Origin of the sequence: Flavobacterium ajazii (genome assembly GCF_010614725.1) — a bacterium.
Lineage (GTDB): Bacteria > Bacteroidota > Bacteroidia > Flavobacteriales > Flavobacteriaceae > Flavobacterium > Flavobacterium ajazii.
This window is the reverse complement of record NZ_JAAEHL010000001.1, coordinates 202,870-218,038: the sequence shown is the minus strand read 5'-3', so window position 1 is coordinate 218,038 and position 15,169 is coordinate 202,870. Positions and strand designations below refer to the sequence as shown.

Here is a 15,169-nt window from a genome sequence, read left to right as displayed (position 1 = left end):
AGCTTAACTACAATTTCTTTAAAATTTTCTGTAAAACTAATTGTGCAGAATACGTTCTGTTATTCGCTTGCTCGATCACGATTGAATTTTCTCCATCTAAAACTTCATCACTTACAATTACGTTACGACGAACCGGAAGACAGTGCATGAATTTCCCTTTATTGGTTAAAGCCATTTTTTCGGCTGTAACAGTCCAGTTTGGATCGCTATTGGTTACTTTTCCGTAATCGTTGAAATTACTCCAGTTTTTTACGTAAACGAAATCGGCATTTTCGAAAGCTTTATTTTGATCATATTCGATTTTACTGTCTTTTGTGATTTCCGGACTTAGTTCATAACCTTCGGGATGTGTGATTACAAAATCCATATCTTTTTGCATCTGCATCATTTCAACAAACGAGTTTGCAACTGCCTGTGGTAAAGCTCTTGGGTGAGGTGCCCACGAAAGCACTACTTTTGGCTTGTGTTTGGTTTTATGCTCTTCCATCGTAATAGCGTCAGCCAAAGACTGTAATGGATGACGTACAGCACTTTCCATATTTACAATTGGCACCGTAGCATATTTCAGGAATCCTGAAATCACTGTTTCCTGATAATCTTTTTCTTTATCAACTAAACCAGCGAAAGCACGGATTGCAATAATATCACAATATTGAGAAACTACTTCTGCTGCTTCTTTAATATGCTCTGAAGCACCTTGATTCATAACAGTTCCATCTTCAAATTCAAGTGTCCAGCCTTCACTGCCAAAATTCATGACCATAACGTTCATACCTAGATTTAAGGCTGCTTTTTGAGTACTCAAACGAGTTCTTAAACTGGAGTTGAAAAACAACATAACCAAGGTCTTGTTTTTCCCTAGTTTTTTGTTTTTAAGTGGATTCTGTTTGATTTTAATCGCACTTTTTACCCATTTTGATAATGAGTCAATATCTTTTATTGAAATATAGTTCATGTCTTTGCCTTTGTTTTTGTTTAATCGGTTAATCGTTAATTTGTTTAATCGGATTGCCAAATAAACAAATCCAACTTTTATATTTTTATTAAAAATAGTCTTGAATTGTCCTCTGTATTAATCGATTAAACGATTACACAAATAAACAATTAAACAATTCTTGTAAATGAAATTTCATTCTTTAATGCTTTTAGAATAAAATTATCATTTAATCCATTGACGATCCAGGTTTCTATGTTGGCTGCTTTCGCAATTCCGGCAGCTTCAATTTTCGACTGCATCCCCCCTGTTCCATGTGATGACTTTGAATCTCCGATTTCTTTTTCGAGTGATTTTAAATCATTCACCTGAGTTATTGTTTCCGGAACTTCATCATGAATTGATTCTTTTGTATAAATTCCATTTGTATTAGTTGCAATTATCAGAATATCAACATTTAGCAACACCGCTGTTAAAGCCGCTAATTTATCATTATCCCCAAATCGAATCTCATCTGTCGCAACGGTATCATTTTCGTTGATAATCGGAATATAATTATTTTTAACTAATACATTAATCGTATTTACAATGTTCTTTTTGGTCTGTTCTTTTTCGAAATCAGAATAAGAAAGTAAACATTGTGAGGTATTCAATCCTAAATCTTTAAAATTCTCATTGTAAATCCGCATTAAATGAGGTTGTCCGATAGAAGCTAAAGCCTGTTTTACAAATACATCTTTATCCTGATTATCCAGCTTTACAAATTGCTTTGCTGCTGCAATCGCTCCGGAGCTCACTATGATAAATTCATATTCGTCGTTTAAAGCTGCAATCTGTATACCAAGGTCTTCAATCTTTCCCCGTGAAATATGATTGGTTTCTTTGGTTAAAGTATTACTTCCTATTTTTAATAAAATCCGTTTTTTAGTCATTTTATAAGATGCTAAGATTCTGAGATGCTAAGATTCTAAGTCTTTTTTCCCAAAATGAAAATTTTCTAATTATCAAATTGACACATTATCTAATTTGTCCCTCTCCGTATACATACCATTTATTGGTTACCAAATGCTGTAAACCAATTGGTCCTCTTTGATGTAGTTTATCAGTGCTGATTGCTAATTCTCCACCAAGACCGAATTGTCCGCCGTCTGTGAATCTAGTTGATGCATTTTGGTAAACCGCTGCTGCATCTATTGATTCCATAAACTGTTGTGCGACTTCATTATCTCTAGTAATAATTGCTGCAGAATGTCCTCCGCAGTATTTATTAATCATATCAATGGCATGATCTTGAGAATCAATGGTTCCGATTACAATTTTATAATCCAGAAACTCTTCGTGCCAAATATCTTCGTTTTGAATTGTTTTCGTATTCTCGAAATTCTCTAACGATTTATCGACAATTACTTCCACTTTCGATTCAATTAAAGCTTCGATTAACATCGCTGTAAAACCTTCAAAATTTGGTAGCTTAGAACTTATCAAAACTTTATCTAAAGCATTACAAGCCGAAATTTTAGCCGTTTTAGCATTTAAAATTACTTTTAAGGCTAAATCTGTATCTGCATCTTCATGAACGTAAACAAAGTTATTGCCGCGTCCACTTACGATTACCGGGCAAGTCGCATGTGCTTTTACAAACTCAATTAATTTTTCTCCTCCTCTTGGAACAATTAAATCTACTTTTTGAGTTGGTTTTTCTAAAAATGCTTGGGTTTCAGTTCTATTATAATTCAGATATTCTACCCAGTCTTTTGAAACTCCATTTTCTTCTAAAGCTTTATGCCAAAGACTAACAATCTTTAAATTTGATTTTAAAGATTCTTTTCCGCCTTTTAATAAAATTTTATTTCCGGATTTAAAAGCAATTCCTCCCGCTTCAATTGTAACATCTGGACGCGATTCGTAAATAATTAAAATGGTTCCGAAAGCTGCAGTTTTATTCACCACTTTAATTCCATTATCATGAGTAAAATGAAAACGCTCAATGCCGATGGGATCTTCCTGCGAAGCTAACTGATTCAATGACAAAATCATTTCATCTACTTTTTTATCATCTACTTTCAGGCGTTCTTCCATCGCTAAATCCGAACCGTCGTAATCGCTGAGATCTTCCTTATTGGTCAAAATGATCTGATTCCGCTCCTGTTCGACCAGCTTTGCCATAGTCCGCAAAACTGCATTGCGTGTTTCAATTGATAATGATTTCATTTTTTTGGTTTAATTTGGTTAATCGTCAATTCGTTTAATCGATTAACCAGTTAAACGATTAAACGAATTAACAGTTATAGACAAACTTAGTTTTTAAGTTCTTCTAAACTTTCTTTTAAAGCTTTTACAAACGTATTAATATCAGCTTTTTTCACTGTAAGCGGTGGTAAAATTCTCAATAGATTTTTATTGTTCGCACTTCCTGTAAAAATATGTTTTTCGATGATTAATTTCTTTCTTAAAGCTGCTACATCAAAATCAAACTCCACTCCAAGCATTAATCCTTTTCCTTTTACTTGTTTGATTCCTTCAACTTCTTTGATTTTTTCTAAGAAATATGCATAAACTTCATTTACATTTTTCTGTAAATCCAGTTTTTCAATTACATCTAAAACTGCAATTCCTGCTGCGCAAGACAAGTGGCTTCCGCCGAAAGTAGTTCCTAATAATCCAAAACTTGCTTCGAATTTTGGAGAAATTAAAATCGCTCCAACAGGAAAACCATTCCCCATTCCTTTTGCAACTGAAATAATATCAGCATTGATTCCGTGGTGTTGGAAAGCAAAGAATTTTCCGCTTCTTCCATATCCAGACTGTACTTCATCTAAAATCAAAACCACATCATGTTTTTTACATGCTTTTTCTAAAGCCTGAAAAAATTCTGTTGTTCCCTGGTCTAAACCTCCAACTCCCTGAATTCCTTCGATAATTACTGCTGTAACATCGCCTTTAGCTAATTCAGCTTCAACTAATTCAATTTGATTTAGAGGTAAAAAAGTTACTTCTTGCTGTGCATTGATTGGCGCAACGATTTTTTTGTTATCCGTAACAGCAACTGCTGCAGAAGTTCTTCCGTGGAAAGAATTATGAAAAGCTACCACTCTTGATTTTCCGTTATAGAAAGAAGCTAATTTTAAAGCATTTTCATTCGCCTCAGCACCAGAACTGCATAAAAACAATTCGTAATCTTCAAGACCAGAAAGTTTTCCTAATTTCTGTGCCAATTCCACCTGCAAAGGATTTTGGATCGCATTAGAATAAAATCCTAAATTATCTATCTGATCTTTAAGTTTTGCTACATAATCCGACTGTGTGTGTCCAATAGAAATCACACCATGTCCGCTGTATAAATCTAAATATTCTACTCCTTTGTCATCAATAATGGTACAATCTACTGCTTTTACCGGAGTTATGTCGTATAATGGGTAAACGTTGAATAAGTTCATGTGTTTTTTTGTTTAATTGTTTAATCGTTGATTTGTTTAATCGATTAACTGAATTAACGATTAAACGGTTAACCAACAATCTAAAATCCGCTTGGTTTCAAATGTAAACCTGTGGTTTCTTCTAATCCGAACATTAAATTCATGTTTTGAATCGCTTGTCCTGAAGCACCTTTGGTTAAGTTATCTATAATTGATGTTATGAGAACCCGGTTTCCTTTTTTCAATAAACTAATAATACATTTATTCGTTTGCACCACTTGTTTCATGTTGATGTTTGTTGTGGTAATGGTTACGTAAGGCTCATTTTTATAGAACTCTTCGTATTTTGCTACTAATTGTTCCAAACTATCATCGCACAATGTATAAAGTGTTGCAAAAATTCCTCTTGGAAAATCTCCTCTGTTCGGAATAAAAAGCAATTCGCTGTCAAAATCATCCTGTAACTGAACCAAACTTTCTGAAATTTCACCTAAATGCTGGTGTTCGAAAGCCTTATAATGAGAAAAGTTATTATTTCTCCAGCTGAAATGAGAAGTTTCTGAAAGACTTACTCCTGCACCTGTACTTCCGGTTGTTGCATTAATATGGACATCATTATTCAATAAATTGTGTTTTGCTAAAGGCAATAAAGCCAACTGAATAGCAGTTGCAAAACAACCAGGATTTGCGATATAATTTGCTTTTTTTATTTCAGCTTTATTTATTTCAGGCAATCCGTAAACAAAGTCTTTTCCTTCGAAATGCGCATCTTTGTTCAATCTGAAATCGTTTCCTAAATCAATGATTTTAGTATGACTGGCAAATTGATTTTCTTTCAAAAACGAAATCGATTTACCATGGCCTAAACACAAGAAAACAACATTCACATTTGGATTGATTTCGGCGGTGAAATTCATTTCAATATCGCCCATCAAATCGTGGTGCGCTACAGAAAGTGGCTTTCCGGCGTTTGTGGTACTGTAAACAAAATCGATGTTTACATTAGGGTGATACATTAATATTCTGATGAGTTCTCCGGCTGTGTAGCCCGAACCACCAATGATTCCAATATTAATCATGATCTAAATGATTTACAGATGAAAATATGTTTTGTGCATTTCCTAAAATCTTAATAAATCCTTTTGCATCTTCAGATGTCCAGGCATTGTTCATTTCGCCATACTGACCAAAACCTGTATTCATCAAATCATTTTTAGATTCGATTCCGTCAAGCGAAAAATGATATGGTTTTAATGAAACCGTAACAGTCCCATTTACAGTCTTTTGAGTATCCTGAAGGAAAGTCTCTATATTTCTCATAACCGGATCCAAGAACTGACCTTCGTGGAATAACATTCCGTACCAGTTTCCTAACTGCTCTTTCCAGTATTGCTGCCATTTTCCTAAAGTATGTTTCTCTAATAAATGGTGCGCTTTGATGATAATTAATGGAGCAGCAGCTTCAAAACCAACTCTTCCTTTAATTCCGATGATAGTATCACCAACATGAATATCTCTTCCAATTGCATAAGCATTTGCCAGTTTTTCAAGTTTTACGATATTATTTTCAGGAACATCTTTTTTTCCATTTAATGCAACTAATTCTCCTTGTTCAAAATGCAAAGTCACTTTTTCTTCACCTTCTTTTTGCAATTGCGAAGGATAAGCTTCACTTGGTAATGGCTGGCTTGAAGTTAATGTCTCTTTTCCTCCAACACTTGTACCCCAAAGTCCTTTATTGATAGAATATTGCGCTTTTTCCCAAGAATAATGAACCCCATTTTTAGCCAAATAATCTACTTCTTCTTGTCTTGAAAGTTTTAAATCTCTAATCGGAGTAATGATTTCAATTTCCGGAGCGATAGTCTGGAAAATCAAATCGAAACGAATCTGATCATTTCCTGCGCCTGTACTTCCGTGTGCAATTGCACTTGCTCCTACTTTCTTAGCATATTTAATAGCTTCAATTGCCTGAAAAACACGCTCAGCACTTACTGATAACGGATACGTATTGTTTTTTAATACATTTCCGAAAATCAAATATTTTATCGCTTTATCATAATATTTGTCTATGATTGTTAGGTTTGCATGCTGTGCACTTCCTAATTCGTAAGCTCTTTTTTCTATAGCCGATAATTCTTCTTCGCTAAATCCTCCTGTATCAACAAGAACGGTATGAACTTCATATCCTTTTTCATTTTTTAAATATTTCAAACAATACGAGGTATCTAATCCTCCGCTATAAGCTAATACTACTTTTTTCATTTTTTATAATTTTGGCTAATACTTTCGTATATAGCAGTTTGAGATTTTTTCTAATTTAAATTTTGAATAAAAAAATAAATGACAATATTTTAGTAAGAAATAAAGCCTGTTTAATTTTTTTAAGTCTGCTTAAAACAGCCTCATTAAAAGGATGTCTTGGCGGTGTTTTTTGTTTTTCTTTAGGGTCATATAACATCCCTGTGCAAAGACACATTTTGTTTTCTTTACTTTGTAAAATTGGAAAATTAGTACAGGTTTTACAGCCCGCCCAAAAACTTGGATCAGTTGTAAGTTCTGAGAAAGGAACTGGTTTGTAACCTAATTCAGAGTTAATTTTCATAACTGCCAAACCGGTTGTAATTCCAAATATTTTGGCATCAGGATATCTTTTTAATGAATAATCAAAAACTTTTGATTTTATCTTTTTTGCCAAACCTAAACTTCTGTAATCAGGATGCACAATTAACCCCGAATGTGCCACGAATTTTCCGTGCTGCCAGCTTTCGATATAACAGAAACCGGCAAATTTCCCATCAGCCAAAGCAATCATAGCATCACCATTTGCCATTTTTTTCTGAATGTATTCAGGAGTTCTTTTAGCAATCCCCGTACCTCTTAACAAAGCAGACGATTCTATTGTATCACAGATTTCCTGTGCAAATTTGAAGTGTTCTTCCTGAGTAACAACAATAGAGATTTTCATTTCAATAATTGAAGTTAGAGTTAAATATTAAAACGTATTGTTTGGTTTGAAATCCAAAAAACCAGTTAATAACAGATACAAAAAAAGCACTACCTTTAAAATCGAAAATCTGATTAAGGAAACTTTGATAAAAATAAATACTTTGGGTATATATCTGTCCGATGGACAATGTATGTGATTTCAAAATGAAAAATGAATATAAATAAATACGCGACGAAAAACTCTTGAATACTATGCTAATAGCATCCGTACTTCGGGAGAAGTACCAGGAGAAATTGTCCGTGACAAAGAAGTTATATGTAAACTTATTTTATTCATGGTGCAAAAGTACATTATTTTTTTATTTAGAAAACAAATTTTTAAAATTCTAACGTTTTTTTAATACAATGTTATTTTTTAGGACAAAAAAAGCCCGATAGATTACATAAACCTATCGGGCTGAGCAAATTACGTGTTTTGTTTTTATTTTTTGGTAAACGGAATTACTTGTCCATTTCCTAAAACAGTCATATCAAAAGCTGTTTTTGTTTCGTTAAATTTAAATTTCAAACCCGCTCTGTTAGACTGAAAAGTATCTTTTTCTCCAGCAACAGGCTCCACGGTAAACTTAGGAAAATCTGTAATTTCTACATTTAAAGTACTGTTTTTTTCAGTAAACTCAATTTTCAAAGGAGCTCTGTTTGTCGAATAAACTCCTAAATAACCATCAAGAATAACATCTTTTTCGATTTTACTTTTTGAAGCTGCCCAAATATTATTTGACTCATTATAATCAGGGAAAACATGATCAGGATCTAATACAATACTTTCTATTTCTTCTGTCGAATTATGCTTGAAAGACCAGTCGTTATTGCGCTGCCAAATTTCTACAGGTAAATTAACCCTTGTAACTTTTCCGCTTTTGCCCTTTATATCCAAAACAATAGGCATTGGCATTTTGTCAAAATTTTCAACATTAATAATAACCCCTTTTGCAGGATCATTTTTCACATATTTAATAGAGTTTATTCCCTGGTCAAAACGCCAGTTGTTTACATACCAGCTTCTCCAGAACCAGCTTAAATCTTCACCTGCAACATTCTCCATAGATCTGAAAAAATCATCCGGAGTTGGGTGTTTATAAGCCCATCGTTCAATATAAGTCCTAAAGGCAATATCAAAACGTTCTTTACCTAAAACCTGCTCTCTTAACAAAATAAGACCCGCACTTGGCTTAAAATAACAAAGTGTCCCAATATTAGCTTCCTTCATATTATCAGGAGAGCTCATTATCGTTTCTAAATCCGGACTGGTGAATGATTCTGCTTCTTCATGCAAATCGGTTGGTTTTTCTTTGTATTCACCATTATTAAATGCTGCTGTACTCAATGAATTGATAAAAGTGTTAAAACCTTCATCCATCCATCCGAATAGTCTTTCGTTTGAACCAACAATCATCGGAAACCAGATATGACCAAACTCATGATCTGTCACTCCCCATAAATCCTGGCCTTTTGATTTCCATCCACAAAAAACAATTCCCGGATATTCCATTCCGCCTTCGTTTCCTGCAACGTTCGTCGCAGCCGGATAAGGATACTCAAACCATTGTTTAGAATAATGTTCAATGGATGCTTTTACATATTCTGTAGAGCGTCCGTATCCATCTCTTCCTGAACTCTCTACCGGGTAAGCAGACAAAGCCAACGCTTTTTTACCACTTGGAAGATTAATTTTTGCTCCATCTAAAATAAAAGCCGGTGACGAAGCCCACGAAAAATCACGTGCATTTTTAATTTGATAATGCCAGGTTTTTTCAGCAGATGCATTAGTATTTGCAGTCGCTGCAACTTCTTCTTCAGAACGTATCATAACCGTTTTATCACTTTGAGAAGCTTCTTTATATCTCTTAAATTGCTCTGCAGGTAATACTTCAGCACCATTTAACAATTCTCCGGATCCAACAACATAATGATTTGCAGGAACTGTAAGTTTTACATCAAAATTACCGTATTCCAGATAAAACTCAGAAGCTCCCAAATATGGCGGTGTATTCCAACCTCTTACGTCATCATACACACACATACGCGGGTACCATTGAGCAATAGTAAAAATTTTACCATTTTTAGTTTCCAAAACTCCCATTCTATCTGAACCTTCAAACGGAGCTATAAATGAAAACTCTATTTTAATTTTTACTGATCCGCCTTTTGATCCTAGTTCCTCCGGAAGAAAGATTTGCATTCTGGTATCTGTAACTACATATTTCACATCAGTTTCTGTACTTTTCTTCCCTCCTGAAATTACTTTCACTGATTTTATTTTATTTCCTCCGTCAAAAATCTGTCCCTGAGCCCCGTTACGACTTCCTGTCAAAGGTATAACCGCATTTCCTCTTGAATCATTTTTGAATAAATTCTGATCTAAATTCAGCCAGACAAAAGACAATTTATCCGGACTATTATTAGTGTAAGTAATTATATCAGTACCAATAATTTCGTTTGTTGTAGCATTTAATTTTGCTGTAATTTGATAATCAGCCCTGTTTTGCCAGTATTCAACACCCGGCTGACCACTTGCTGAGCGGGTTGGAGTACCGTTTTTAGTGTAAAAATGCGGTGCGAAAGCATCATGATAATTGTATTTATTAACTGGATTCCCAACAGCCTTTGGTGCTTCCTGCGCCCAAACCGAAGAAAATCCCACAAAAAAAGCCATACTTAATAAGGCTTTCGAGAAGTTTGTTTTCATATTTATACCTATTTGTATAACAAATTAATGAAAAAAAAAGCTATTTACAGAGAAAAGCAAAACCTTTAATTTAATTTTAGCTAAATTTTATTAAAACAACAATTTGCTAATTTGAAAAGATAAAAACAGATTTTAAAAATATATTTACAACTATTATAAATCCAATTTTAAATCAATTCTCATTATTTTGAACACAACAATCTCAAATAAAAAACTAAAAGCTTCTATAAAACATGCGGGAGCCGAATTATTCTCTCTGATTGACAATCAAAACATAGAATACATGTGGAATGGCAACCCAGATTATTGGCCAAAACACTCTCCTGTTCTTTTTCCAATTGTCGGAAGTTTAAAAAATGAAACTTATACATTCAATCAAAAAGATTATCATTTACCAAGGCACGGTTTCGCACGCGATATGGAATTTCAATTGATCGAAAAAACAACATCGTCTGCTGTATTTTCTTTGATATATAATGAAGAAACTCTCATAAAATATCCATTTAAATTTGAGTTACAGATTGTTTACAGTCTTGAAGAAAACAAACTAAACATCGCTTACAAAATAATCAATAAAGAAGAAAAAAAGCTCCCCTTTTCTATAGGTGCACACCCGGCTTTTGCTTTGCCAGGAGATTTTTCTAATTATAGTATTCAATTTGAAAAGCAAGAAAAACTGGAATATCACCTCCTTGAAGATGGTTTAATTTCAAATACAACTGAAATTTTAGCCGCTTCTAATAATATAGTTCCGTTAAATTACAAATTATTCGAAAAGGACGCATTGATTTTTAAAACCATAAAATCAAATTCACTAACAATTTATGAAAACACAAAACCTTACCTAAAAGTTGATTTTGAGAATTTTCCAAATTTAGGAATCTGGACCAAAGAAAATGCTCCTTTTATTTGTATAGAACCCTGGTATGGCTATTCTGATACAACTGAAAAATATGGGGATTTATTAAAAAAAGAAGGAATATTAATTCTTGAGGCAAATCAAACTTTCGAAACCTCATTTGATATCGAAATTCTTTAAATCAAGTATAAGAAAAACCCATTTTGAAAATTGTCTCAAAATGGGTTTCTTTATTTTTAAATCTGGAAGCAAATCATCTACTCCACTCTGAAATGCTGTCTTTATTCATTTTTACATAATCCTGATTATTCGCAGCTTCAGAAGCGGCCAAAGAAATTTTAGCAGTTTCTATAGCACCAGCTTTGTCTCCTTGTTTTGCCTGAATTAACGATTTCAATCTTGATAAATAATATGGCTTATCCTGACTCATTTCCCATGCACGGTCAACATAATCCCTTGCGTTTGTCAAATCTCCATTTGACTGAAACAAATATTGGGATGCTGCATAATAATCATTCCATGTTGGTCCGGCTAAAGTTTTCTTGATACTCGCAGCTGCCATTTTTTCTGTAGGAACTTCAAATTTTAATGCTACACGAGAGTTTTCCCATGCCATTTCTAAATGACCAAAATTCTGATCAAGACTATTGATACCAATCGTAAATGTTTCAACCGGAATAGTCAATGCTTCTTCTTTAACAGTTGTTTTCAAAGCTACATAAGCGTCACTCCAATTTTCAGGTAATCCCCAATTATCTGTCGAAAGATAAAAAATCACTTCCCAGCTTTCTATTCTTGGAATGGTATAAATGGAATATTTACCCTTTTTTAAAGTTTTTCCGTCAATAACTACATCATCGCCAAAGTTGATGATTGTATTTTCATTAGCCCCTGTTCTCCATAACTTTCCAAACGGAACTAAATTTCCAAATACTGCCCTTCCTCTTGCACTTGGTCTTGAATAAGTTACTTCAACGTCAGTAAGCCCGACAGTTTGTTTAATATATCCTTTTGGACTCGCCTGCGGTGTTTTTATTTGTGCTTCTGAGGCAAAAGGAGCCAAAATAATGGCTAATGCAATTAGTAGTTTCTTCATTTTTTAAAGTCTGTTTTGTTTTTTTTTCAAATTTACAAATTCAAAAAAGGCGAAAAAGTTAAATTTTACTTAATTCAAACACTTAACTGTGATATACTTAAAGCATTTAATTCGTTGAAATGATTAATCACCAAACTGGCCTCTGATAAATCCTGTCCTTCAGAATTTTGGCTTCTGTAACCAACACAAAAAATCCCGGCGCCTTTGGCTGCTTTGACACCATTTGTACTGTCCTCAATTATAATACAATTTTCTTTCGGAGCAATTGACAACGAAGCTGCATGCTCAAAAATTGCAGGATTTGGTTTTGATTGCGGAAAATCCTCTCCACTTACAATTGCAGAAAAATACTGATGAAGATTAAATCGGGTAAAAACACGTTCAATTGTCACTTTTGAAGCTGACGAAGCTAAAATTAACTGAATTCCGTTTGCATGCAGATCTTTAATTAAATCCTCGACTCCTTCCAATAAATATAAATCCTCTTTGGTATCAAAAGCATCATTAAAAATACTTCTCTTTCTTTGAATCAATTCTTCAACACCAGATTCAATTGCTGGAAAAAATTCCTTTAAAGTCTGAAAAGTATTTCGCGTTGAAAATCCGGTAAATGAAGTGTACATTTCTTCGGAAACATCAATATTTAATTCTGAAAATTGTTTATAATAAGCATAACGATGAACGGGTTCTGTATCGACAATTACGCCGTCCATATCAAAAATTACTGTTTTAATCATTTTTTTTAATTAATAAAGGCTGAGCTCCTCAGATTCTAAGTTTTCATCCCTGATTTAGTTACTTAAAACTTAGCATGAGCTATAAACCTATTCTTTTTTAAGTAAGTGACGAATTACGGTTTCAGCAGCATGTAAGCCAAATAAAGCAGGGATATAACTATTCGTACCGTAAAATGACTTTTTAAAATTCTTACCGTCGGTCATTCGTAAACTCTTCTTATCGGGAATCTCAGGCGAAAAAATAACTTTTAATTTATAAATTTTTTCTGCTTTTAATCGGCGTCTAATTGTTTTTGCAAAAGGGCAATAACAGGTTTTTGAAATGTCTCCAACTTTTACTTTTGAAGCCAGCATTTTTCCGCCAGCTCCCATACTGCTTATAATTTTTACTTTTTTACGTTTTGCAGCAAAAATTAAATTTAGCTTTGGAGTAACACTATCAATACAATCCAAAACATAATCAAATTCTGGAGAAACGATTTCAAAAGCACGTTCGGGAGATAAAAATTCCTGCACTCGGGTTAGCTTTAATTCAGGATTAATATCCATCAGACGATCCCCTACAATTTTAATTTTTGGTTCTCCTACAGTCGAATGTAAAGCAGGTAATTGTCTGTTTATATTGGTAATATCAACAACATCACCATCAACGATAGTCATATTTCCGACTCCTGCCCTAGCCAAAAACTCAGCTGCAAATGATCCGACTCCACCTAAACCTACAACCATAACATTTGCGTTTTGCAGGTTATTTAATCCTTCTTTTGTAAATAAAAGCTCGGCTCTTTCTGTCCACTCTGCCATATATTTCTTTTGTTATTTTAATTTTATTTGTTTCACGTTTCATGTTTGAGATTTCATGTTTCATTTAAACTTCTAAACATCCCATGTAATCAGAACTCAAACACATTTCTATAATTACTTGAAATTATACTTTGTAATTCTTTTATTTTTAAATTTTTATATTCAGAAGCTAAATTATAAACCTGCTCTATATTCTCTTCAATTGTATCTGTTTCCAAAAAGAAACGATTATTCGGAATTTGTTGAAAAACCGTTTTTAAATCCGGATTTTGCAATAAATATTTCCCAAACGAAATGTAAAATCCTTCCTTAATAAGCTGACCGGCAACCTGACTATTTTTAGAAAATCCATGAATGATCATCGGAACTGAAATCTTTAATTTCTTTTTAACAGCAATCACTTCCTGATACGCTGCCACACAATGAATAATCACAGGTTTTTTATATTTTTCAGCTAAAAACAATTGTTTTTCAAAAACAGTAACCTGTTGTTCTAATGGGATTTCAATTCGTTTATCTAAACCACATTCTCCTACTGCAAGACAATTTTTTGTACTCAGTTTTTCTTCAATAATCTGCAATTCTGAATCAATTTTACTTTCCTTAATATGCCAGGGGTGTATTCCGATTGAATAAAATGGAATCGACTCGTCAAATTCCATCGGATATTGATTCACCAATTCTAAAATATTGGGATTATTTGTAAACTGATGTGTATGAAGATTAAAAAATTCCATTAATGAAAAGTTTTTACCCCAGCTTTAATTTCTACATTCAAATCATTTTCCGAAGGAACAATTGGACATGAATACTTATAATTGTAAGCACAATATGGATTATAAGCCTGATTAAAATCTATTGAAATAGTATTTCCTTTCGGAATTTTCAAATCAATGTATCTACCTCCGGCATAACTTCCTTTACCACAAGTCAAATCTGAAAAAGGTAAAAACAGATAATCCTTATACTCATCCTTTTTTAAAAGTTCCACATCCTGATAAACACTCAGTTGTAATGCCACACCATTTAAAGTAAAAAATACTGTACCGAATTTAATATACTTAGGCCTTCTGCTTGTAGACGTTTTCATGTCGAATGCCTTTTCATTTTTTGCCTGAACAAACTTCGCATTTACAAAATACTTACTGTTTACCGGATAAAACTCCAATGATTTAAATACCTTCAAATCTTTTTCCTCCAAAGGGCTTGTCTTAGCATCAGCATATTCCGAATTAATCTTCTTCTGAAATTTTTCTGCATCCGAATGACTGAATTTCTTTTGACAGAAGCCCGAAGCAAAAACTAAAGACACAATAAAAATAAAAAAATTCTTCATTACTAAAATTTTGGCAAAATTAAACCAAAAAACAATAAATCAATTATTCACTTTAATTATTTATCAATTCAATACTTTTCTGTTTCAAAACTGCGTTTTCAACCGATTTCAGCTAACTAAAAAATAAATTATAAATTTTAGTTAATTTATTGAACTAATTCATTTTTTTAATAAAAATATTTTTGTAATAATCATTTTTTTAATATTTATTTTAAATAAAATGTAATTTGTACATTTTTTTTACATAAGTTTGCGTAATCGATTACATTACTGAATATCAGTATTTTAT

At 33.1% G+C, this 15,169-nt stretch carries 14 protein-coding genes; 1 reads left to right on the top strand and 13 read right to left on the bottom strand.

Translation table 11 applies throughout. From position 1 onward, the window contains the following. Nucleotides 1-7 precede the first annotated feature (7 nt). The 8 genes from GWR14_RS00855 to GWR14_RS00820 all read right to left on the bottom strand — a co-directional run bounded on the left by GWR14_RS00855 (nucleotide 8) and on the right by GWR14_RS00820 (nucleotide 10,048). Entirely contained in the window at nucleotides 8-955 is a 948-nt protein-coding gene (locus GWR14_RS00855; RefSeq protein WP_163407059.1) for an N-acetylornithine carbamoyltransferase, read from the bottom strand. Between the two features lie 149 nt (nucleotides 956-1,104). Then, entirely contained in the window at nucleotides 1,105-1,866 is a 762-nt protein-coding gene (gene proB, locus GWR14_RS00850; RefSeq protein WP_163407058.1) for a glutamate 5-kinase, read from the bottom strand. Between the two features lie 85 nt (nucleotides 1,867-1,951). Beyond that, nucleotides 1,952-3,145 (bottom strand): glutamate-5-semialdehyde dehydrogenase, encoded by a 1,194-nt coding sequence (locus GWR14_RS00845; RefSeq protein ID WP_163407057.1) that lies wholly within the window; start codon nucleotides 3,143-3,145, stop codon nucleotides 1,952-1,954. An 86-nt stretch (nucleotides 3,146-3,231) separates the two neighbouring features. Further along, nucleotides 3,232-4,371, bottom strand: a complete 1,140-nt coding sequence (locus GWR14_RS00840) for an aspartate aminotransferase family protein (protein WP_163407056.1) — start codon at nucleotides 4,369-4,371, stop codon at nucleotides 3,232-3,234. Nucleotides 4,372-4,451: 80 nt separating this feature from the next. Next, complete coding sequence (gene argC, locus GWR14_RS00835; RefSeq protein WP_163407055.1) at nucleotides 4,452-5,429, bottom strand: N-acetyl-gamma-glutamyl-phosphate reductase; 978 nt, start codon at nucleotides 5,427-5,429, stop codon at nucleotides 4,452-4,454. Beyond that, nucleotides 5,422-6,615: an argininosuccinate synthase gene (locus GWR14_RS00830; RefSeq protein ID WP_163407054.1), complete on the bottom strand. Its 1,194-nt coding sequence runs from the start codon at nucleotides 6,613-6,615 to the stop codon at nucleotides 5,422-5,424. Before GWR14_RS00830 ends, argC begins: the two co-directional genes overlap by 8 nt. Nucleotides 6,616-6,670: 55 nt before the next feature. Beyond that, a complete protein-coding gene (locus GWR14_RS00825) occupies nucleotides 6,671-7,318 on the bottom strand; it encodes a GNAT family N-acetyltransferase (RefSeq protein WP_163407053.1) in 648 nt (215 codons plus the stop codon). Between the two features lie 462 nt (nucleotides 7,319-7,780). Further along, on the bottom strand, nucleotides 7,781-10,048 hold the full coding sequence (locus GWR14_RS00820) for a M1 family metallopeptidase (RefSeq protein ID WP_163407052.1): 2,268 nt from the start codon (nucleotides 10,046-10,048) through the stop codon (nucleotides 7,781-7,783). A gap of 187 nt (nucleotides 10,049-10,235) precedes the next feature. Here GWR14_RS00820 and GWR14_RS00815 point away from each other — a divergent pair, with 187 nt between their 5' ends. Continuing rightward, nucleotides 10,236-11,087, top strand: coding sequence for an aldose 1-epimerase family protein (locus tag GWR14_RS00815; RefSeq protein ID WP_163407051.1), 852 nt, complete (start codon nucleotides 10,236-10,238; stop codon nucleotides 11,085-11,087). Nucleotides 11,088-11,160: 73 nt separating this feature from the next. On the opposite strand, the gene GWR14_RS00810 is transcribed toward GWR14_RS00815, so the two are convergent. From GWR14_RS00810 to GWR14_RS00790, 5 genes are all read right to left on the bottom strand, one after another. Beyond that, nucleotides 11,161-12,003: a DUF2911 domain-containing protein gene (locus tag GWR14_RS00810; RefSeq protein WP_163407050.1), complete on the bottom strand. Its 843-nt coding sequence runs from the start codon at nucleotides 12,001-12,003 to the stop codon at nucleotides 11,161-11,163. A gap of 74 nt (nucleotides 12,004-12,077) precedes the next feature. After that, nucleotides 12,078-12,740 (bottom strand): HAD family hydrolase, encoded by a 663-nt coding sequence (locus GWR14_RS00805; protein WP_163407049.1) that lies wholly within the window; start codon nucleotides 12,738-12,740, stop codon nucleotides 12,078-12,080. An 87-nt stretch (nucleotides 12,741-12,827) separates the two neighbouring features. After that, nucleotides 12,828-13,544 (bottom strand): tRNA threonylcarbamoyladenosine dehydratase, encoded by a 717-nt coding sequence (locus tag GWR14_RS00800; protein WP_163407048.1) that lies wholly within the window; start codon nucleotides 13,542-13,544, stop codon nucleotides 12,828-12,830. Between the two features lie 89 nt (nucleotides 13,545-13,633). Further along, nucleotides 13,634-14,281, bottom strand: coding sequence for a TatD family hydrolase (locus tag GWR14_RS00795; RefSeq protein WP_163407047.1), 648 nt, complete (start codon nucleotides 14,279-14,281; stop codon nucleotides 13,634-13,636). Continuing rightward, a complete protein-coding gene (locus GWR14_RS00790; protein WP_163407046.1) occupies nucleotides 14,281-14,880 on the bottom strand; it encodes a DUF1684 domain-containing protein in 600 nt (199 codons plus the stop codon). Before GWR14_RS00790 ends, GWR14_RS00795 begins: the two co-directional genes overlap by 1 nt. Nucleotides 14,881-15,169 lie beyond the last annotated feature (289 nt).

Coding starts and splice junctions, on each gene's coding strand:
- GWR14_RS00805 (WP_163407049.1), bottom strand. CDS start 12,740: ATGATTAAAACAGTAATTTTTGATATGGACGGCGTAATTGTCGATACA.
- GWR14_RS00840 (WP_163407056.1), bottom strand. CDS start 4,371: ATGAACTTATTCAACGTTTACCCATTATACGACATAACTCCGGTAAAA.
- GWR14_RS00845 (WP_163407057.1), bottom strand. CDS start 3,145: ATGAAATCATTATCAATTGAAACACGCAATGCAGTTTTGCGGACTATG.
- proB (WP_163407058.1), bottom strand. CDS start 1,866: ATGACTAAAAAACGGATTTTATTAAAAATAGGAAGTAATACTTTAACC.
- GWR14_RS00810 (WP_163407050.1), bottom strand. CDS start 12,003: ATGAAGAAACTACTAATTGCATTAGCCATTATTTTGGCTCCTTTTGCC.
- GWR14_RS00795 (WP_163407047.1), bottom strand. CDS start 14,281: ATGGAATTTTTTAATCTTCATACACATCAGTTTACAAATAATCCCAAT.
- GWR14_RS00800 (WP_163407048.1), bottom strand. CDS start 13,544: ATGGCAGAGTGGACAGAAAGAGCCGAGCTTTTATTTACAAAAGAAGGA.
- GWR14_RS00855 (WP_163407059.1), bottom strand. CDS start 955: ATGAACTATATTTCAATAAAAGATATTGACTCATTATCAAAATGGGTA.
- GWR14_RS00820 (WP_163407052.1), bottom strand. CDS start 10,048: ATGAAAACAAACTTCTCGAAAGCCTTATTAAGTATGGCTTTTTTTGTG.
- GWR14_RS00790 (WP_163407046.1), bottom strand. CDS start 14,880: ATGAAGAATTTTTTTATTTTTATTGTGTCTTTAGTTTTTGCTTCGGGC.
- GWR14_RS00825 (WP_163407053.1), bottom strand. CDS start 7,318: ATGAAAATCTCTATTGTTGTTACTCAGGAAGAACACTTCAAATTTGCA.
- GWR14_RS00830 (WP_163407054.1), bottom strand. CDS start 6,615: ATGAAAAAAGTAGTATTAGCTTATAGCGGAGGATTAGATACCTCGTAT.
- argC (WP_163407055.1), bottom strand. CDS start 5,429: ATGATTAATATTGGAATCATTGGTGGTTCGGGCTACACAGCCGGAGAA.